This window comes from Sorangiineae bacterium MSr11367, from assembly GCA_037157805.1.
Taxonomy (GTDB): domain Bacteria; phylum Myxococcota_A; class Polyangia; order Polyangiales; family Polyangiaceae; genus Pendulispora; species Pendulispora rubella.
Genome location: CP089983.1, coordinates 12425267 through 12444376, shown reverse-complemented (window position 1 = coordinate 12444376; position 19110 = coordinate 12425267). Strand labels below are relative to the sequence as shown.

General features: G+C 64.8%; 15 protein-coding genes. 12 read left to right on the top strand and 3 right to left on the bottom strand.

Going from position 1 to position 19110, the window contains the following annotated elements:
- Positions 1 to 22 precede the first annotated feature (22 nt).
- Together sodB and LVJ94_48375 are read left to right on the top strand one after the other, a co-directional pair.
- A complete protein-coding gene (sodB, locus tag LVJ94_48380; GenBank protein ID WXB04700.1) occupies positions 23 to 604 on the top strand; it encodes a superoxide dismutase [Fe] in 582 nt (193 codons plus the stop codon).
- A gap of 108 nt (positions 605 to 712) precedes the next feature.
- Positions 713 to 1345: a hypothetical protein gene (locus LVJ94_48375; GenBank protein WXB04699.1), complete on the top strand. Its 633-nt coding sequence runs from the start codon at positions 713 to 715 to the stop codon at positions 1343 to 1345.
- Here the strand turns inward: LVJ94_48375 and LVJ94_48370 are convergent.
- Positions 1342 to 2136, bottom strand: a complete 795-nt coding sequence (locus LVJ94_48370) for a ParB N-terminal domain-containing protein (GenBank protein ID WXB04698.1) — start codon at positions 2134 to 2136, stop codon at positions 1342 to 1344. The genes LVJ94_48375 and LVJ94_48370 overlap by 4 nt on opposite strands.
- A 402-nt stretch (positions 2137 to 2538) precedes the next feature.
- On the opposite strand from LVJ94_48370, the gene LVJ94_48365 reads away from it, so the two are divergent.
- The 4 genes from LVJ94_48365 (at position 2539) to LVJ94_48350 (ending at position 6877) form a co-directional block, all read left to right on the top strand.
- Positions 2539 to 4605, top strand: a complete 2067-nt coding sequence (locus tag LVJ94_48365; GenBank protein ID WXB04697.1) for a beta-lactamase family protein — start codon at positions 2539 to 2541, stop codon at positions 4603 to 4605.
- A 40-nt stretch (positions 4606 to 4645) separates the two neighbouring features.
- Complete coding sequence (locus tag LVJ94_48360) at positions 4646 to 5581, top strand: alpha/beta hydrolase (protein WXB04696.1); 936 nt, start codon at positions 4646 to 4648, stop codon at positions 5579 to 5581.
- Between the two features lie 105 nt (positions 5582 to 5686).
- On the top strand, positions 5687 to 6355 hold the full coding sequence (locus tag LVJ94_48355; GenBank protein ID WXB04695.1) for a nitroreductase family protein: 669 nt from the start codon (positions 5687 to 5689) through the stop codon (positions 6353 to 6355).
- Positions 6356 to 6412: 57 nt separating this feature from the next.
- Entirely contained in the window at positions 6413 to 6877 is a 465-nt protein-coding gene (locus LVJ94_48350) for a hypothetical protein (GenBank protein ID WXB04694.1), read from the top strand.
- A gap of 21 nt (positions 6878 to 6898) precedes the next feature.
- Here LVJ94_48350 and LVJ94_48345 read toward each other — a convergent pair whose 3' ends face one another.
- Positions 6899 to 7528 carry a class I SAM-dependent methyltransferase gene (locus tag LVJ94_48345; protein ID WXB04693.1) on the bottom strand — a complete coding sequence of 210 codons (630 nt, stop codon included), beginning with the start codon at positions 7526 to 7528 and terminating at the stop codon, positions 6899 to 6901.
- Positions 7529 to 7597: 69 nt separating this feature from the next.
- Positions 7598 to 8473, bottom strand: a complete 876-nt coding sequence (locus LVJ94_48340) for a hypothetical protein (protein WXB04692.1) — start codon at positions 8471 to 8473, stop codon at positions 7598 to 7600.
- Positions 8474 to 9015: 542 nt separating this feature from the next.
- Here LVJ94_48340 and LVJ94_48335 point away from each other — a divergent pair.
- The 6 genes from LVJ94_48335 (at position 9016) to LVJ94_48310 (ending at position 19080) form a co-directional block, all read left to right on the top strand.
- A complete protein-coding gene (locus tag LVJ94_48335) occupies positions 9016 to 10572 on the top strand; it encodes a GMC oxidoreductase (GenBank protein ID WXB04691.1) in 1557 nt (518 codons plus the stop codon).
- 142 nt (positions 10573 to 10714) lie between these two features.
- Complete coding sequence (locus LVJ94_48330) at positions 10715 to 13384, top strand: chitobiase/beta-hexosaminidase C-terminal domain-containing protein (protein ID WXB04690.1); 2670 nt, start codon at positions 10715 to 10717, stop codon at positions 13382 to 13384.
- A gap of 53 nt (positions 13385 to 13437) precedes the next feature.
- The gene (locus tag LVJ94_48325; GenBank protein WXB04689.1) at positions 13438 to 15186 is read left to right on the top strand and encodes an SDR family oxidoreductase; all 1749 of its coding nucleotides are present in this window, start codon (positions 13438 to 13440) and stop codon (positions 15184 to 15186) included.
- Positions 15183 to 15824 (top strand): TetR/AcrR family transcriptional regulator, encoded by a 642-nt coding sequence (locus tag LVJ94_48320; protein WXB04688.1) that lies wholly within the window; start codon positions 15183 to 15185, stop codon positions 15822 to 15824. Before LVJ94_48325 ends, LVJ94_48320 begins: the two co-directional genes overlap by 4 nt.
- A gap of 70 nt (positions 15825 to 15894) precedes the next feature.
- Positions 15895 to 17691, top strand: a complete 1797-nt coding sequence (locus tag LVJ94_48315; GenBank protein WXB04687.1) for an ATP-binding protein — start codon at positions 15895 to 15897, stop codon at positions 17689 to 17691.
- Between the two features lie 39 nt (positions 17692 to 17730).
- Positions 17731 to 19080, top strand: coding sequence for a sigma-54 dependent transcriptional regulator (locus tag LVJ94_48310; GenBank protein WXB04686.1), 1350 nt, complete (start codon positions 17731 to 17733; stop codon positions 19078 to 19080).
- The last annotated feature ends 30 nt before the right edge of the window (positions 19081 to 19110 follow it).

Genomic DNA, 19110 nt, shown 5'->3' with positions numbered 1-19110 from the left:
AAGACCGTGAGAATGCCGCATCATGGCACACTCTCTCCCGGCTCTGCCTTACGCAATTGATGGATTGGCGCCGCACATCTCCAAGGAAACCTTGGAGTTTCACTACGGCAAACACCATCAAACCTACGTAACCAACCTGAACAATTTGATCCCCGGCACCGAATTCGAGAACGCGTCCCTGGAGGACATCGTCAAGAAGTCGTCCGGCGGCATCTTCAACAACGCCGCACAGGTGTGGAATCACACGTTCTACTGGAACAGCCTCTCGCCGAACGGCGGCGGGGAACCCACCGGCGCATTGGCCGACGCGATCAAGGCCAAATGGGGTTCGTTCAGCGCCTTCAAGGAGGCCCTGACCAAGACGGCCATCGGCACCTTCGGCTCCGGCTGGGCGTGGCTCGTGAAGAAGGCCGACGGCAGCCTCGACGTGGTGTCGACCTCCAACGCCGCGACGCCGCTGACCACCGACGCCAAGCCGTTGCTGACGGTCGACGTGTGGGAGCACGCTTACTACATCGATTACCGCAATGCCCGGCCCAAGTACCTCGAGGCATTTTGGAATTTGGTGAATTGGGAATTTGCTTCGAAGAATTTCCAGGGATAGACGGATGGTCCGAGGAGGTGCCGCCCTGCGACAATCCGTCGCGGAGCGGCACATTCTCGTTGCGCGCACGTGAAGGAAGAATGTCGCCGCCGGGACGTAGGAACGGACATGCTCTTCATGTCCGACAAGCCCGAGAAGACGGCGCCCAAGGTCGAAGCCAAGCTTCGCAAGGATTTCGCGAGCGCGGCTCCCCTGCCCTACGACGTCCTACTCGAAGGCGTCTATCAACCCGGTTCCCTCGGTCAGCTGGCGGGCGATATTGCCAATAGTGTGCTCGCCGACTTCCTCGTGGGCGGGACACGCCCGCTGCATACGATCCGCTTCCATGTCCAGACACCGCGGCCCGTGGAAGTCAAAGTCAACGTCATCAAGGCCCAAGCGGTGTGCATTGGCAGCATACTTTTCAGCACGTTCGTGCGGAAACCCGTCGCCGGCCACGCCCAACTGGAAGACGAAAAGGTCTTCGGAAAGTCCAAGTTGGTCGGAGAACCCGCGGTCGCGGCGAGGTTGAACGACAACAAAATGCTCATTGGCAAGTTGAACAAGTTCGCCCGCAACAAATACCTGGTCGGCAACACGGAGATCCTCTCCAAACGCTTCGTGGATCTTCGTCCCATCGACGGCGGCCATAGCCTGCTCTCCGTAGGGACCATGCCTCGCTCGAAGTGGTTCGGTTTGGCGTCGACCTTCGACGCCTCCGAATTCGTGCAGATTGCCGATCTGGTCGAAGCGAGCCTCTAATCCGTCGTATTCTCGAGAAAGTCACCGAGCCGGCGATGTAGTTCGACGAGCTCGCGCCGGGAGAGCTTCATGACCCGCTTCCAGGCGGAGTCCACCGCCGCATCGGGCGAAGGGGCTGCAGGGTGCGTGCTCTTCGCGAGGGCCTGGGAGAGCGTCTTGGCTTCTCCCGCTTCGACGCGCGCGACCAACGCGGCCTGTTCCTCTTGGGGGCGGTCGACGATGCGCACGGCGTCGGTGATGGTGAGCTTCCCCGCCTGTACCGCCGCCGTCACTTGGGGCGCGGCTTGATCGACGACTTTCTTGGCGCGCTGGACGAGGCTTGGTGAAACGCCGACTTGTGCGGCGGCCTTCGCGCGGGGCCGACGGCCTTCTGTCTCGATCCCCTCGGCTGGATCGCCGGGAGGATTTTCCTTTTGCCCCGGGCTGTCCGCTCCATTGCCGGCCTTCTCCGGGTTGCTCGTCTCGTGGGAGTACAGCTTCTCGATGGCCACGGCCAGTATCGCAAGTTGGCTATCGCGCAGTTGGCGGCGGCGAAGATTGGCCGACGTGACGTAGGCAACCGGATCGGAGCCAAGCCACACCGTGTGCTTCGGTTCGACTTCGGCCATCTGGCAGGCTCGCAATCGATTGCGGCCATCGAGCACCCATTGCTCCCCCAACTTGTCGAGCACGACGATGGGGGTGCGAAGTCCGTTCCTGCGGATGTCGTCCGCAAGTTCGCGAAGTTCGTCCCCTTTCATCAAAGGAAAAAGCTCCGCCGCGGGATGGACTCGAAGGGAGAAAAGATCCATTACCTTCCGTTCTTGCTGTGTGCTCATTCGCGTGCTGCAACCTGATGCCGGCCCCCAGTGCGCGCGCATCATGCCTGGATGCATCCCCATCGCAACCCGTTTCCGATTTCGACGCCTGCTGGGTTCGCGTCGCTGCGCCTTGACGGCGTCCTTCGCTCGGCGATCCCCTCGGATGCAGGCGCGCTCCGATGACTTGGTTGGAGGGCGCGGCGCCATACACGTATGGTCATGCGACGAGCAGCTTGACCCGCGGGCGCGCATGGGCGGGCGCGGAATGTTTGATTCTTTGATGTTGCGTCCAAGCGGTGAGACGGAAATGGATAATCGGAGGGCGTCCAACTGGCATTGGGATTCGTGACCATGTCGCGATAGACTCGCTCCCTCACGAAAGAGGTGCCTCCCATGCGTTCGCGACCGATTCGTCACGGTTCGTCCCTCGCCTCGATGCTCGTGGTGCTCGTGGCGTGTGGCGGTGCGGAGCCCATGCCCGCTGCGACGACGGCGAGCGCCCCCGGAGCGAATGGGTCTTCGACCGCGCCGATGCAAGCCCCCGAGGAGCCCTCCACCGAGAAGCTGACGAGTGACTCGGTGAAGGAGACTCCGGCCGGGGCGACCTTCAAGGCGCCCGCCGGTTGGACATTGAAGACGGCGGGCGCGCGGCGCATGCTCGAAGGGCCCGAATCCGACGTGCACTTCGCCTTCGTCGAGAACAAGGAGACGGGTGCCGAGGCCGCGGTGGCGGCGGCGTGGAAGGAGATCCATCCGGACTTCAAACGGGCCATCGAATTCGTCGCCGACAAGCCGGCCCGCCATGGATGGGAGCAGCACCGCGTTTTCACGTACGAGACGTCGCCGAACGAGAAGCTCGCCATCTCCGCGGTCGCGCGCCGCAACAAGGACACGTGGACGATCGGGCTGCTCGAGGCCAGTGACGCCGGATACGAGCGTCGAGGCGCGGAGGTGCGGGTCATCCGCGACAGCCTTCGGCCGAAAGGGTACGAGCGCGAGTCGTTCAAAGGAAAGACCGCGCACGCACTGGATGCACCGCGGATGGCCGAAATCGCAAAATTCGTCGAACGGGCACGCGAGCAGCTGGGCGTACCAGGAATTGCCATCAGCCTCGTTCAAGACGGAAAGGTCGTTTACGAAGCCGGCTTCGGCATGCGCGAGCTCGGAAGGCCTACGCCGGTGGATGCCGATACGCTCTTCATGATTGCGTCGAACACGAAGGCGCTCTCCACGTTGCTGCTCGCCAAATTGATCGATGAGGGAAAATTCGGCTGGGAAACCCCCGTGAGCACCGTCTACCCGGCGTTCAAGCTGGGCAACGAGGAGACGACCCGCAGTGCGCGGATCAAGCACCTGGTCTGTGCCTGCACCGGCTTGCCGCGGCAGGACGACGAGTGGCAATTCGAGTTCGCCAAGGCCACGGCCGGCAGCTCGATGGCCCTTCTGGGGAGGATGCAACCCACGACCAAGTTCGGCGAGACGTTCCAATACAGCAACATGTTGGCGGCGGCCGCGGGGTTCGTCGGCGGCTATGCCGCGTACCCGAAGCGAGAACTCGGCGCCGCCTACGATGAGGCGATGCGCACACGTGTATTTCAGCCGCTCGGCATGAAAAATACGACGTTCGACTATCCACGCGCGCTGCGTGGCAATCACGCAACGCCCCACGGGGAGAATTTCGACGGCGCACAAGGCATCGTCGACATGCGGCTCAATGAATCGATCTATCCGCTTCGCCCGGCGGGCGCAGGTTGGTCCTCCGCGCACGACCTCACGCGCTACGTGCAAATGGAGCTCGCCCGCGGCACACTGCCGGACGGAACGCGCTACGTCTCGGAGAAGAATCTGATGGCGCGCCGCGAGCCACAAGTCGCCATGGCCGAAAACGTGACGTACGCCATGGGCCTCGTCACCGACACGCGCTTCGGCATTCCATTGATTCACCACGGCGGGAGCATGTACGGCTTCAAGTCGGACATGTTCTGGCTGCCGGAGCATGGAGTCGGCGGCGTCTTCCTCGCAAACGCCGATGCGGGGTGGGTGGCCGTCAAACCCTATTTTCGCAAGCTCGTCGAGCTGCTCTTCGACGGCCGCCCCGAGGCCGACGAGGATCTTGCATTCGCCGCCAAGGAGTACAAGGCGCTGCACGAAAAAGAGCGTTCACGCCGGGTCCTTCCTCCGGCGGCCGACGCCGTGGCGGCCCTCGCCAAGCATTACGTCAGCCCGCAATTGGGCGAGCTCAAGGTCATCTCCAAGGGCAACTCCGTCATCTTCGATATCGGCGAATGGAAGACCGCGGTGGCGACACGCAAGAACGACGACGGCACCACGACCTTCATCGGCATCGATCCCGGTGTCGACGACGAGGGGGCGATGGAGTTTCTCGCCAGCGAACGCGAAGGCAAACGCGCGCTGATTGTCCGTGAAGCGCAGCTCGAATACGTGTTCCTCGAGAAATGACGTTGCGTGTGCTAAAATTTTAGCATACACATAGGTCGAAATGCGAATTTCAGCTTATGGCATGGCGCTGTGTGCGCTCATGGGGTGTGGCGGTACGCGCGGTGGTCCCCCCGTGCACGTGCCGATCTGGCCGGGCGCAGCACCCGATGCGGTACCCGTGCCAGGGCCGGAGAACGCGACGAGCACGGAGACGGAGCCGCTCGTCGCCGGGCGCCCGTGGACCGAGGTGAGGAACGTCGCGCGGCCAACGATGACGGTCTATCCGCCGCGCGGAGCGAATACGGGGGCCGCGGTCGTCGTGTTCCCGGGCGGCGGCTACAAAGCGCTGGCCGTCGACCTCGAGGGCACCGAGGTCTGCGACTGGCTGACGTCCAGGGGAATCACGTGCGTGCTCTTGAAATACCGAGTCCCGTATACGGGCCCGTACGGGCTGGCGAGCTGTCAATGCCACATAACGCCGAAGGTGCCCCGCGCACTCGAGGACGCGCAGCGGACGATCAGCCTCGTGCGCGCCCGCGCCAAGGAATGGCACATCGATCCGCGCAAGATCGGGGTGCTCGGCTTCTCGGCGGGCGGGCACCTCGTGGCCGCGGCGAGTACGCACTTTGCGCAGCGCACCTATGAGGCTCTCGACGCAGCCGACCGGGAGAGCTCCCGCCCCGACTTCGCGATCGTGCTGTATCCAGGACACCTGTGGACCGAGGAGAAGCTCGATTTGAATCCGGATATCGCGACCCGCATTTCGCGCGACACTCCGCCCACATTCCTCGTGCAGGCGGAGGACGATCCGGTCGACGACATCAATCACTCGCTCGTCTATTACATCGCATTGAAGAACGCGGAAGTACCGGTCGAGATGCACCTGTACCCCCACGGCGGGCACGCATTCGGCTTGCGTCGCACGCAACATCGAATCACGGAATGGCCACAGCTCGCGGAGGCGTGGCTGCAGACGATCGGCGTGCTACCTCGGTAGTGCACCGGATGTGCACGGATCCGCATCCAGGTGCGGGAGGCAACGACGGCCATTCGCAGCCGCGGCCGATTGCAGGCCGTTTCGGGTCGAAGCACAATGCGGGGCATGACGACGCCGACGTTCCTTCCGCTGTCCACGTACCGTGAGTACCCCCTCGACGAGATGCGTTCGCGCGCGGCGACGTTCTCGAACGAGATGCAGCGCCGCCGTACTGTGCGCGAATTTTCGAATCGCGCGGTTCCACGCACCATCATCGAAGACTGCCTTCGCGCCGCGGGCACGGCCCCGAGCGGCGCGAACCAGCAGCCGTGGCACTTCGTGGCCGTGCAAGACATCGCGCTGAAGAAGACAATCCGCGAGGCTGCGGAAAAAGAAGAGCACACCTTCTACGACGGCCGCGCACCGCGGGCTTGGCTCGATGCACTCGCGCCGCTCGGCACGAACGAGCACAAGCCATTTCTCGAGATCGCCCCGTGGCTCATTGCCATCTTCGCGCGCAGCTACGGCGTGGCGGACGACGGCTCGAAGGTGAAGCACTATTACGTCCAAGAATCGGTGGGCATCGCAACCGGCCTTCTCATCGCCGCCGTCCACACCGCCGGTCTCGCCAGTTTGACCCACACCCCGAGCCCGATGAACTTCCTCAACAGCCTCCTCGGTCGCCCCTCCCACGAGCGCCCCTTTCTACTCCTCGTCGTGGGCTACCCCGAAGACGGCGCCACCGTACCGGATATCCATCGGCAGCCGCTCGAGTCGATTGCGACGTTCATGTGACTCAAGGGAAGGCCGTCGCGCCTGGCTCCCGGGTTGCAACGCCGATAACATCGCCCGATGAAGTTCAATCCGCTGTTGCTCGTGCCCGGGCTCCTTTGCTGGGTGCTCATTGGAGTGGGCGCCGCGACGGGAAACCGGACGTGGATCGGTCTCGGGACCATCCTCACGATCCTCTCCATCGTCGTCGGCCTGGTCGCCACCGCGCGGCGCTCTTCGGCCAAGCGGGCCGAGGCTGGTCGGATCTGGGCCGGCGGCATGCGCGGGAGGGCGAAGGTCGTCGACATCTCCACGAAAGGGGGCCGCGTCAACGACAATCCAACGATCGACTTCGAGCTCGACGTAACGCCCGAAGGGCAATCGACCTACCGGGCGCAGGTATCGGTCCTCGTGAGCCTACTCGCCATTCCGCGCATTCAACCGGGCTGCGAAATCGAGGTCCGCATCGATCCGCAGGATCGATCGAAGGTCGTGGTCGACGAGAAGCTCACCTACCTCGGTTACAAATCCGGAACACGTGTATAAGCACCGCCAAACGTTCTGCCCTTAGGACAGCCGGCGCGCACGAAGCACGGCGTCGACCCCGGTGCCGGCAATGGACCGCGGACGCTCCTCCGCGACGACCCATTCCCAGTGGCGCGGATCGAGCGCGGCCACCGCGCTTTCGACGGAGACTTGCACCTGGCCGGCGGCGGCCGTGGCGGCTCCGGTCGCCGGATCGATCGGGCGGTGGCCGACCAGGAACAAGGTGCCGCCCACCGCAACGCCCTTCGCCATCCTTCGCACCATTTCGTCCACGGCCCCCGCCGCGTGAACGTACAGGCAGACCACGAGATCGAACGCACCCGGCATTGCGGCCCACGTCGCAAGATCGCCCTCCACCCAGGCGATGCGCTCCGAGACGTCCGCCCCGAGGGCTTCGGCCATCGAGCGACCATGGGCCAGCGCGCTCGCGGAGAAATCGACCGCCGTGACATGCCAGCCATGGGCGGCGAGCCAAAGCGTGTCCGCTCCGTGCCCGCAGCCTGCGTCGAGGGCGCGCCCGGGGTGGAGGTTCCCAACTTCGCCGACGAGGTGCGCATTCGGTGCGCGCTGCGCGACCTTGTCCGCGTGCTCGCGCAGGGTGTTCGACCAGAGTCGTTCCCAGAAGGGCTGATCGTAGATTGGCTTGCTCATTCGGCGGTCTCGTACATCACGTCACTTTTAATGTTACGTGAAGCCGGGAATGTCAAGGCCAAGTCACTTTCACTTGGGTGCGAAGAAATAGACGGGCTGATGCTCGCCTTCGCTGACCGTCACGTAGCCGCTTTTGTCGACGCGGAATGCGATGGCCTCGCCATTTCCCTCTTTCTTGGTGGGGACGACACAATGCGGTTGGAGCATGGCCTGTGCGACCGAAACACCGTCGTCGCGTCGCCAGAACATGGCCGAATCGTCGGTGCGGATGAGGATCGCTTTCCCATCGGGCGAGATGTCGCCGCCGGAGACGGCGCCGCCGATCGGTGTGAACGTGGCGACCTTTTGGGCGGTGACCTTGGAGCCGTTCGTGAACAGCGACGGCACCCGAAAGACATCGGTTGGGCCGCTGTTCTTGGTCACGATGAAGAGGTCTTTGCTCACCGGATCGAGGAGCAGTGCTTCGGCATTGTGCGGTCCGTCGGGGTAGACGATATCGAGGCGTTCCGGCGTCACCGACTTCTTCACAGCTCCACCGGTCAGCGAGATCTCGGGCTCGGGAAATCGGTAAATCGCGACCTTCGATCGGTTCTCGTCGTTGTCGCCAATGTCGCCGACATACACGTACGAGAGGGCCGGGTCGGGCCCCGCGCCCGCGGCAATGTCCTCCCAATCGTTCATGCTGACGCCCGAGAGCTTGACGGTGCCCCTGTCCGCGCCGGCCACCGTGATGGCATAGACTTCAGCGGCATTTCCCGCATCATTGTGGATCCAATAGACTCCCTTGTTCCGCCGACTCGCCGCGATCCCAGATACCTCCTGTGGCTTGTCCGAAGCCACGGAGCCGCTGGAAACGCCGCTGGCGTACGACGGGCACGTGGCACTCACGTCGTCATCCTCGTCCGGTGCTCCGATGGCCTTCTCCCCCGCAGCAACCGTGGACATTTCCGAGTCATTTGGCTCCGAAACGGGCGCGCTGCAGGCGGCCACCGAGATGTATGGTAACGTTACCACAAGTGTGCGTACAAATGTCTTGTAGGTCATTCACCACGCAGGTGCATGACGTATACCGTCGACGGATGCACGCCTTTCCGGAGGTTACGAGACCGCAACGTGGTCACGACGAAGACGTTCATGGATCGACGGATCCACAGACGGAGCCTGCGTGGATCAGAATGACATCGATTCGGAATGGGCGGGCGTTGCACCGCGGGCGGTCCGTATCGACTGGACCGCCTGATTGGATGGGTATTCGCTGAGTCGCGATCATTCGTTGCGGAAGCGTAAATGGGTTAGTGACCTAAGCGAGAAAATCTCGTTACACTCTTTGCCAGTAACGGTCATGGGCTCGACCTCGGTCGAACGGCTCGACGCTGTCCCATGAATATCCCAACAGCGAGGAATATCGAATGAGTGACGACTCCAAGCGGAGGACGACTCCCGGCGCAGTTTCCCGTCGCGGGTTTATTGCCGGAACGGGTTCCATCTTGGCCAGTGCTTCCCTCGGAGGCCGGGCCGTCGCCGCGCCGCGGGCCGCGGACGCTGCTATTTCCAATGGATCGCGCGTGTCGGCGCTGGTGATTGGCTCGGGCTACGGCGGCTCGGTCGCCGCGCTCCGTCTTGCGCAAGCCGGGATCGACGTGCACGTCATCGAAATGGGCATGGCGTGGGATACGCCCGGCGCCGATGGGAAAATCTTCGCCAACACCACCAGCCCGGACGAGCGCTCGTACTGGTTGCGTACCCGAACGAAACAGCCGCTCAGCCACTTCCTCGGCTTTCCCATCGATCGGGCCATTCCGCGTTACACCGGAATCTTGGATGCGGAGGAGTTCGGCGGGATTACCGTTTACCAGGGCCGCGGCGTCGGCGGTGGTTCGCTGGTCAACGGCGGCATGGCCGTGACGCCGAAGCGCGAAAACTTCCGCGCCATCCTCCCCTCGGTGGACCCCAACGAGATGTACGACGTCTACTACCCCCGGGCCAACGCCGAACTCGGCGTTCGCACCATCGATCCGGCCTGGTTCGAGACCGCGGAGTGCTACCACTACGCGCGGGTCGGGCGCAAACAGGCGCAACGCTCCGGGTTCCCCTTCGTCTTCGTGCCCGACGTGTACGATTGGGATTACATGAAGCAGGAGCAAGCCGGCACCGTGCCGAGATCGGCGCTCGGTGGGGAACTGTTGTTCGGCAACAATTACGGTAAGAAGTCGCTGCAGAAGACTTACCTTCCGCAAATCGCCGCGACCGGCCGAGTCACCATCTCGCCGCTGCATCGGGTGACCTCGGTCACACCGGCGAGCGGCGGCGGCTACACGGTCGTGATCGAACAGCTCACGACCACCGGCGCGGTGTCCAGCGCCAAGTCCGTCACCGCCGACACAGTGTTCTTCGCCGCGGGCAGCGTCGGCACGAGCAAGCTGCTGGTGAAGCTCAAGGCCACCGGCGCGCTGCCGAACCTCAACAACGAAATCGGAAAGGGTTGGGGCGACAACGGCAATGTGATGTGCGGGCGGGCAAACCATATCTGGGAGCCGACGGGCTGCCTTCAGTCGAGCATCCCCACCGCCGGCATCGACAACTGGGCTGCGGGCGGAGCGTTCGCAGAGGTTGCGCCGCTGCCGACGGGGATTGAAACGTGGGCTTCGTTCTATCTGGCGATCACGAGAAACCCGAACCGGGCCCAATTCACGTGGAATCCGTCCACCCGACAGGTGGACCTGAATTGGCAGACGGCTTGGAAGCGAGCAGGCATCGAGATGGCGAAATCCATTTTCGACAGGATCAACGCCAAAGAGGGGACGATTTACCGGACCGATCTCTTTGGCATCTACAAGATCTGGGGCGATCATCTGACGTACCATCCCCTCGGGGGCGCGGTGCTGAACAAGGCCACCGACAATTACGGCAGGATCGCCGAGTACCCGGGCCTTTACGTCATCGATGGCGCCCTGATCCCGGGCAACACCAGCGTCAATCCGTTCGTGACCATCACGGCGCTGGCCGAACGGAACATCGAAGAGATCGTGGCCAACGACTTCTGAAGCGTCGTGGACGGATCGACGTCATACGCCATTGCCAAAAAGATCTCCCCTCCGTCGATTTCGGTGACGAAGGCGCATCCCAACCGCCAAATACCGGGGTAGCGAAGCACGCGCGATCAGCGGTTCGACTGCGGAGGGATTGATGATTCGGTATGGATGGACGCCAAAACAACGGGTGTGGGCAACGGCTATCTTGACGGCGGCCGTGGCCGTTGCCGCCACCCATGCGCTGGGATGCAGCGGGGACTCGAGCGTGACCATCCTCGATGCCGGCCCGGGAGGCCCGGCCCCCTTCCCCGATTCGGGTCCTCGTGATGCCGGCGCCGATACGGATACCCCCGATGCAAGGCCCGCCGACGATGCCAGCGTCGCCGAGACGGTCGCCACCCCGGAGTTCAATCCCGCAGAAGGTGATTTTGCGGCCCCGCAGAATGTCGCCATCACCAGCGCCACGGCCGGTGCGACGATTCACTATACGCTCGACGGCAAGACGCCCAGCGCGAGCTCTCCCATCTATGCGTCACCGTTGAGCGTCGCAACGACGACCACGCTGAAGGCCATCGCGCTCAAGCGGGATTCCAAGGACTCGGCGATTCGAACTGGCGCTTATACGATCACCATTCCCCCGCGCACCGTCGAGCCCGTGCTTTTCACGCCGAACGCGGGCAAATATGCAAACGACGTCACCGTCAGCCTGGAGAGCGCCACGCTCTCGGCCACCATTTGTTACACGCTCGACACGTCCTCCCCCGCGTGCACGGCGCAGGCCACATGTTCGAGGGGCAGTCTCGTTTACCATCGGGAAAGCTCCGTCCAGATCACGCGGACCGATCAACGAATCACCGCCATCGCGTGCAAGTCCGGCATGCTCGCCTCGGCGACGACGAGCGCGGACTATTCGCTCACGGCCGCCGCGCCCATCCTTCACCCGGAGCCGGTTCCTGGAAAGGATCCGTCCGAGCCGGTCCTATTGGTCACCGCCACGAGCCGAGGCATCATTCATTACACGCTCGACGGGTCGAATCCCAACTGCACCAGCGGCGCGACGATCCACGAAGGCGGGACAATCCCCGGGGGCGTTTTTACCTCGGATACGACGGTCAAGGCGATGACGTGCAAGGAGCATTACACGCCCAGCGCGGTCGTCGAGGCCACGTACCTCGTGGCCCCCAAGGCCCCGACGCTCACGCCGGGTGGGGGCACGTTCGAATCGGCGCAGATCGTGAATCTCACCGTGCCTGCGGGGGCGACCATCTGTCGAACGGCAGGAGAGAACCCGCCCGATCCTTCGTGCAATGGTGCCGCGTGCACCGGCTCGACGGAGCCCCGCGTCGAGGTGAGCACGACGAATACGACCATCAAGGCCATTGCGTGCAAGGCCGGTACGGCGGCGTCACCGCTGGTCTCGGCGACCTACAAGCTGCAACCCGGTGCACCGACGTTCGATCCCCCCGGGGGCACGGTCGTCACCACCGAGACGCTCGGCGTAAGGCTTTCATCGTCGGGTGCGAGCGATGTGGCGTATACGACGGATGGCTCCGCGCCGAGCTGCAGCGGGACCACGGTTTCGAATGGCGGGAAGATCAACGTCGCGGGAAACACCACGGTCAAGGCGATTGGCTGCAAAGCGAACTTCGAGCCGAGCCTCACCGCGCAAGCCAATTACCCCAAGGCCAATGTGACCGATGCGCCCTTGCCGGCACCGTTTGGCGGACACTACGAGCGAGACCAAGAAATCATCATCCATGGTTTCGACGCCAACCGCGTCTGCTACACGATCAATGGTCCGGATCCGGATTGCACCCCCGCGGCGTGCAGCCGCGGCGAGACCTATGCGGGCCCGTTCATCCTCGGGAAGAATGCGACCATCAAGGCCGTCGCATGCAAGGAGGGGTCGCTCGAATCCGCCATCACGTCGGTGACTTACGAATTCCAAGTCGCCCGCGTGGGCATCGTCATGCCCGACGAGTACGAGGTCGGTACGCCGTTCCGCTACATCTCGGAGACCGCGGCCGACGGAGGTGTGACGTACCATGCCGAATATGGGCCAAATCCCGAGACGCCAACGTGCGCGTCGCCCGTCTCACCCACCGCGCTCGGGGTCACGGAACCGGGGACGCTGAAGGTCGTCGGATGCAAAGAGGGATACGCGCCCTCGGTCGTGGCGAGCCAAGCCTATGTGCCTCGGGTTGCCTCGGCGACGTTCTCGCCCCCCGCGGGCACGTATTCCGATGTTCAAAGCGTGACCATCGACTCGGTGACGCGGAGCACGGCGGGGCTGCCGACCACCCTTTGTTACACGACGGGTCAGGCCGCGCCCAGTTGCGATCCCAGCACGCTGGAGTGCAGCGGCTTCGAACCGGTTCGGGGCGAGGCGCCGCTCACGTTGCAAATCAAGAAGGACACCAAGGTGCGCGTCGTCGCATGCGCACCGCACCCGCACCTCGCCGCCTCGTACGAGTCCAGTGCCGCGTACACGCTGAAGATGGGCGACATCACGTTCAGCCCCCATCCCTCGTCGGGACCGTTCACCGCCGCCATTCCCAAGATTGATATCGCCGTCGAGAATGCCCCGTCCGCGTCGCGCATCTGCTGGTCCGATACGCAGTCGATCCCGGGCGACGACTGCCTCGCAGCGTCCGCCCCGCCGGGCGTGCATTGCGTCGATGACGCGAGCGTCTCGCTCGACAACGGCGGTGCGGGCTTCAGCGCGGACGTCGTCCTGAACGCCGTCGCCTGCAAACCGAGCGAGCCGGGGCTCATTCCCTCGCTGGGCGGTGCGACGTACGACTTCGCCTTGCCCACCCGTTGAGGTGGAGAGGGGGCGCTATTGACAACGTGTCTAATAGCGCTACCCCTCCATGCATGAACGAGATGCGTGTTTCTGGCAGCGGCGGGGCATCCTTGTATGCGCGCACGTGGGGCGATTCCCGACAGCCGGCCATCGTCCTCGTCCATGGCTACCCCGACAACTCCGACGTCTGGTCGCGGGTAATCCCCGATCTGGCGGCGCGCTTTTTCGTCGTGGCGTACGACGTGCGGGGGGCGGGCCGCTCGAGCGCAGGCGCGACGTTCGGCGGCTACGCGTTCGATCACCTCGTGGGCGATCTCCGCGCGGTGATCGAGGCCACGGTCCCCGACGGGCGCAAAATCCATCTCGTCGGGCACGACTGGGGCTCGATCCAAGCCTGGGAAGCCGTCTTCGACGAACGCACGAAGGACCGCATCGCATCGCTCACGACGTTCGGTGCGCCGTGCCTCGATCACGCGGCATGGTGGATCCGCAAGCGTCTGAGCCTTCATCCGAAGAAGCTCGCCGAACTCGCGGGCCAACTTGCCAGCTCCTGGTACGTCTTCGCCTTCCAAGCGCCGTTCCTCGCGCCGCTCGCATGGAAGGGCATCGCCAAGGCGTGGCCATGGCTCCTGCGGCTCGATGGCGCGAAGCACCCCGAGGTGAACCCGACGCAGGCCGAAGATGGGGCGCGGGGCGTGGGGCTCTATCGCTCGAACTTCGCGCCCAAGCTGCTTCACCCGCGCGAGGCGAGAACGGACCTGCCGGTGCAGACGATCACGAGCACGAGCGATCCCTTCGTCTCCCCACGCCTCTACGAGGAGCTTGCGCTGCGCGTGCCCAACCTATGGCGTCGCGACTTGAAGGCGGGCCACTGGACGCCGCTCAGCCATCCCGCCGAGCTCTCGCGCTGGATCGGAGAGCTCGTCGATCACGTCGAGAAAAGGGCCGAGAGCCCCGCGCTCGCGAGCGCGCGGATGCATGCCCGGGCGCGCGCGGCGACGAAAGGGCGCTTCGACGGCCGGCTCGTGCTCGTCACCGGCGCCGGCAGCGGCATCGGTCAGAAGACGGCGCTCGCGTTCGCGAGCCTTGGCGCCACGGTCGTCGCCGTGGATCGCGACGAGGCGACGGCCAAGCGCACCGCGGAGCAGTGCGAGGCATCGGGCGCGCGGGCGCATGCCTATGCCGTCGACGTCGCCGACCGCGCCGCGATGGAGAAGTTCGCGCGCGACGTCATGGAGGAGCACGGCGTGCCCTATGTCGTCGTAAACAATGCGGGCATCGGCCTCGCCGGGCCGTTTCTCGACACGTCGCTCGACGACTTCCAGCGGGTGCTCGACGTCAACCTGTGGGGCGTGATTCACGGGGCGAAACTCTTCGGCGACGAGATGGCGAAGAGCGGGGTCGGCGGCCATATCGTCAACGTGGCCTCGCTCGCCGCGTATGCACCGTCGCGCACGCTCTCGGCGTACTGCACGAGCAAGGCGGCGGTGCTGATGCTCAGCGAGTGCATGCGCGCCGATCTCGCATCCTCGGGCGTGAACGTCACGGCCATCTGCCCGGGCGTGGTGAACACCAACATCACGCGGACGACGCATTTCGTCGGCGAGACCCACGACGGCGAGGCCAAGCGCCGCGCGAAGACGTCGGCGCGCTATGCCTGGCGCAACTTCGGTCCGCAGGGCGTCGCACGCGCCATCGTTCGCGCCTGCGTCGACGGCCGTGCCGTGGTGCCGGTGACCGCCGAGGCCAAAGTGTTCGCCGCGATCGGCCGCATCTCGCCCGACACGCTCCGCCTCGCCGCCCGCATCGACCCCTCGTGACCCGTCGCCGGCTCGATCCCGAAGAGCGCCGCGGTGAGCTCATCGCCGCCGCACTGCGGCTCCTCGCCAAGCGGCCCGCCCGGGTGATCTCGCCGGAGGACGTGACCCACGAGGCCAAGGTCTCTCGCGCCCTCTTCTACCGCTACTTCCCCAGCGTGGAAGAGCTCGAGCTCGCGGCGCTGCGCAATGTCGCCGAACGCCTGCCCTTTCTCCCGCCGCCGGACGCCCCGCTCGGCGAGCAAGTGGCGCAGGCGATCCACGCGTTCTTCGACTTCGCGGCCATGTTGAAAGGGCCGACCATCGCCCTCCTCGGCCCCGCTCCCCGCGCGTCGCCCAAGGCGCACGAGCTCATCGAGGGCGGCCGCGATCGCATCGTCGCGATCATGTGCGCACGCGCGGGGATCGCCAAGCCGAGCCTGCTCGTCGAACTGACGCTGCGATCGTGGACCGGCGTCGTCGATCGCGCGGTGGTGGGTTGGCTCGAGAAGGGCGACGAGGCCATCCCGCGCGCCGAGCTCGAGGCGTGGCTGCTCGAAGAGCTCACGCTGATGCTCGAGCCGGTCATCCGCCGCGAGCATCTCACCATCGCATGGTCGACCCCGCCGCCACGGCGCCGCCCCGCCCGCAGCGCTCACTGACATTCATTGCGCGCAGGGAGCTGGACCATTAGTCTTGTCCGGCAAGGTGGAATCGGTTCGTCGTCGAGTGATGGGTCGCCCGCGTCGTTTTCGGATCCCCCTCGCGGTTGCCGCGGTCCTCGTCATCCATTCGACCATCGTCTGGTACGCGTGGCGTACGACCTCGCGGCGCGCGATGCGCGATGCGGAGACGGCGGGCCGGCAAAGACTGTCGCTGTATGCGAGCTCGATCGAGCGCGCCCTGGACAAGTACCGGCCGTTGCCTGAAATCCTCGCACGGGACAAGGACATCCTCGCGCTCCTGCATTCGCCCTACGACGCGAGCCTCGTCGACTCGGTGAACCGGAGCCTCGAAGCGACGAACGCCGCGACGAACGCCTCTGCGCTCTACGTGCTGAAGCCGGACGGGGTTGCGCTCGCCGCGAGCAATTGGAATCTGGACCTCAGCTTCGTCGGGCGATCGCTCGCGTATCGGCCTTACTACCACCAAGCCATCGCGACGGGGATCGGCCGGTTCTTCGGCGTCGGCACGACCAGCGGATTGCCTGGCTATTTCATGGCCAGCTCGGTGCAGAGCGCGACCAAGCGGATCGGGGTCGTCGTGGTCAAAGTGGATCTCGAGCCGCTCGAGAGGGACTGGACGCGCGCCGAGGAAAGGGTCCTCGTCGCGGACGCGAATGGGGTCGCATTCCTGGCGAGCCGCCCCGAGCTCAAATACGGGTTGATGGCTCCCCTGCCGCGAGACGCGGCGGAGACGATCGCGGCCCAGCATCAATACCCGGCCGACGCCTTGCACGCGATCCACTACAGCATCGAGCGGGAGCTCGCGCAGGATGCGCGCATCGTGCGCCTGCAGACCGGTGCGCGAAACACGCGATTCCTCATGCAGTCGCTCACCATGCCGAGCGACGGTTGGACGATTCATTATCTCTCCGATCTCGCGGCCGTCGATGTTCAAGCGCGGGACAGCGCGATCAAGGCAGGCGGCGGCCTCGTCGCCGCGACGCTTCTCCTCCTTTATCTACGCCAGCGCCGGCTAGCGCTCCGCGCGACGCTCGACTCCCGCGACAAGCTCGAAGCGCAGGTGCACGCGCGGACCGTCGACCTTCGCGCGGAGATCGCCGAGCGACAGAAGGCCGAGAAGATCCTCCGCGAGGCGCACGATGAGCTCGTCCACGCGGGGAAAATGGCCGCGCTCGGGCAAATGTCCGCGGCCATCGCGCACGAGCTCAATCAGCCGCTCACCGCGATGCAGACCTTTCTCGCGAGCACGCGCGTCCTGCTCGAGGAAGGCGACGAGGAGCAGGCCGCGCAGAACCTCGCGCTGCTCGAAGAGCTGGGGCAACGCATGTCGCGCATTACCGGGCAGCTCCGCGGATTCTCGCCGAGGCGCTCGGGCCGCGCCGAACGCGTGGCGCTCGACCTCGCAATCGAGCGCGCGCTGCTCTTGTGCGAGGGGCGCGTCCGTCTCGAACGCGTCGACGTCGACATGCACGTTCCTCCCGGAGCTTCGGTGCTCGCCGAGCGAACCCGCATCGAGCAGATCGTGCTGAACCTCGTGCGCAATGCGCTCGACGCGATGACCAAGAGAGAGGAGCGTCGCCTCTCCATCCATGTGACGGAGAACGGCAAGCGATGCATCATGCGCGTCGGCGACACGGGCGAAGGGATCCTCGAGGAGCACCTGCCGCGGCTCTTCGAGCCGTTCTTCACGACCAAAGCGGACAGTGAGGGGCTGGGCCTGGGGCTCTCGGTCACATATGGTATCGTGCGTGAGCTCGGTGGATCGATCCGGGTCGAATCGACGGTCGGCGTCGGCAGCACGTTCATCGTCGAGCTTCCGCGGTACGAACTTGACACCGTCTAGTGCAAATGGAGCGCATTACCCATGCCTGAACGATGCCGAGTGATTTTCGTCGACGACGAGGCGAGTGTTCGCCTTGCCGTCAAGCAGTGGCTGGGGCTGGTGGGAATCGAGGTCGTCCTGTGCGCCTCGGCGCGCGAGGCGCTGTCGAAGCTGACGAGTGAAGACGCGGTGCTCGTCACCGACGTGAAGATGCCGGAGACGGACGGGATCGAGCTCTTACGGATCGCCGTCCAGCAAGACGCGGATCGACCCGTCGTGCTCCTCACGGGCCACGGCGATATCGCGATGGCCGTCGAGGCGATGCGCAGCGGCGCCTACGACTTCGTCGAGAAGCCCTTCGAGCCCGACCGCCTCGCCGAAACGATACGGCGCGCCTGCGACAAGTGGACCCTCGTGCTCGAGAACCGCCGCCTTCGCGCGCAGCTGCATGGCAAAGTCGGAATCGAATCGCGCATCATCGGCACCTCGCCGGCCATCGACGCGCTCCGGCGCTCGGTCCTCGACTTGGCGAGCACCCACGTCAACGTCGTCATCCGCGGCGAGACCGGGACCGGCAAAGAGCTGGTCGCGCGTTGCCTCCACGATTTCGGCCAGCGCGCCACGCACGCGTTCGTCGCGGTCAACTGCGGCGCCATTCCGGAGACGATGTTCGAAAGCGAATTCTTCGGGCACGAGGTCGGTGCCTTCACGGGCGCGATTGCGCGTCGCCCAGGAAAATTCGAGCACGCGAACGGCGGCACGCTCTTCATGGACGAAGTCGAGAGCATGCCACTCGCCCTCCAGGTGAAGGTGCTCCGCGCCCTGCAAGAGCACGCCATCGAGCGACTTGGCTCGCACAAGAGCATCCCCGTCGACGTGCGTACGGTCTCCGCCGCAAAGGTCGACTTGCTCGACGCGGTGCGCGCGGGGCGTTTCCGCGAAGACCTCTATTACCGCCTCGACGTCGCCGAGCTTCATTTGCCGCCGCTCCGCGAGCGCAAGGAAGATATCCCGCTCTTGTTCGAGTTCATGGCCTCGGAGGCGGCGGCCCTGCACGGGCGCGAGCCGCGTCCGCTGAGCGACGCCGACCTGCGAAGGTTGCTCGCGCACGATTGGCCGGGCAATGTTCGTGAATTGAAAAATGCCGCTGAGCGTCATGCGATCGGAATCGGCGCAGGGGTCGCCACGGTGAGCCCGGCCGCGCCGTCGAGCGCGAAGGCCGTCGATGCGCCGGTGCGCGAATCGCTCTCCGCGCAGGTCGAACAATTCGAGCGCACATGCCTCGAGCGCGCGCTGGAAGCCTGTCGTGGCGATATCAAGGCCACGATGGAGCTCCTCAACCTGCCGCGTCGAACATTGAACGAGAAAATGGCGCGCTACGGCATCGATCGGCGAAAGTTCGCCCGCTGAGCGTCGACGGGCGAGCGAACCTTTGCCGAT

Bases quoted from the DNA above. Each gene is read 5' to 3' on its own strand.
- LVJ94_48370 (WXB04698.1), bottom strand. From the start codon at position 2,136: ATGGATCTTTTCTCCCTTCGAGTCCATCCCGCGGCGGAGCTTTTTCCT.
- LVJ94_48325 (WXB04689.1), top strand. From the start codon at position 13,438: ATGAACGAGATGCGTGTTTCTGGCAGCGGCGGGGCATCCTTGTATGCG.
- LVJ94_48340 (WXB04692.1), bottom strand. From the start codon at position 8,473: ATGTCCACGGTTGCTGCGGGGGAGAAGGCCATCGGAGCACCGGACGAG.
- LVJ94_48360 (WXB04696.1), top strand. From the start codon at position 4,646: ATGCGAATTTCAGCTTATGGCATGGCGCTGTGTGCGCTCATGGGGTGT.
- sodB (WXB04700.1), top strand. From the start codon at position 23: ATGGCACACTCTCTCCCGGCTCTGCCTTACGCAATTGATGGATTGGCG.
- LVJ94_48365 (WXB04697.1), top strand. From the start codon at position 2,539: ATGCGTTCGCGACCGATTCGTCACGGTTCGTCCCTCGCCTCGATGCTC.
- LVJ94_48375 (WXB04699.1), top strand. From the start codon at position 713: ATGCTCTTCATGTCCGACAAGCCCGAGAAGACGGCGCCCAAGGTCGAA.
- LVJ94_48330 (WXB04690.1), top strand. From the start codon at position 10,715: ATGATTCGGTATGGATGGACGCCAAAACAACGGGTGTGGGCAACGGCT.
- LVJ94_48315 (WXB04687.1), top strand. From the start codon at position 15,895: ATGGGTCGCCCGCGTCGTTTTCGGATCCCCCTCGCGGTTGCCGCGGTC.
- LVJ94_48355 (WXB04695.1), top strand. From the start codon at position 5,687: ATGACGACGCCGACGTTCCTTCCGCTGTCCACGTACCGTGAGTACCCC.
- LVJ94_48345 (WXB04693.1), bottom strand. From the start codon at position 7,528: ATGAGCAAGCCAATCTACGATCAGCCCTTCTGGGAACGACTCTGGTCG.
- LVJ94_48350 (WXB04694.1), top strand. From the start codon at position 6,413: ATGAAGTTCAATCCGCTGTTGCTCGTGCCCGGGCTCCTTTGCTGGGTG.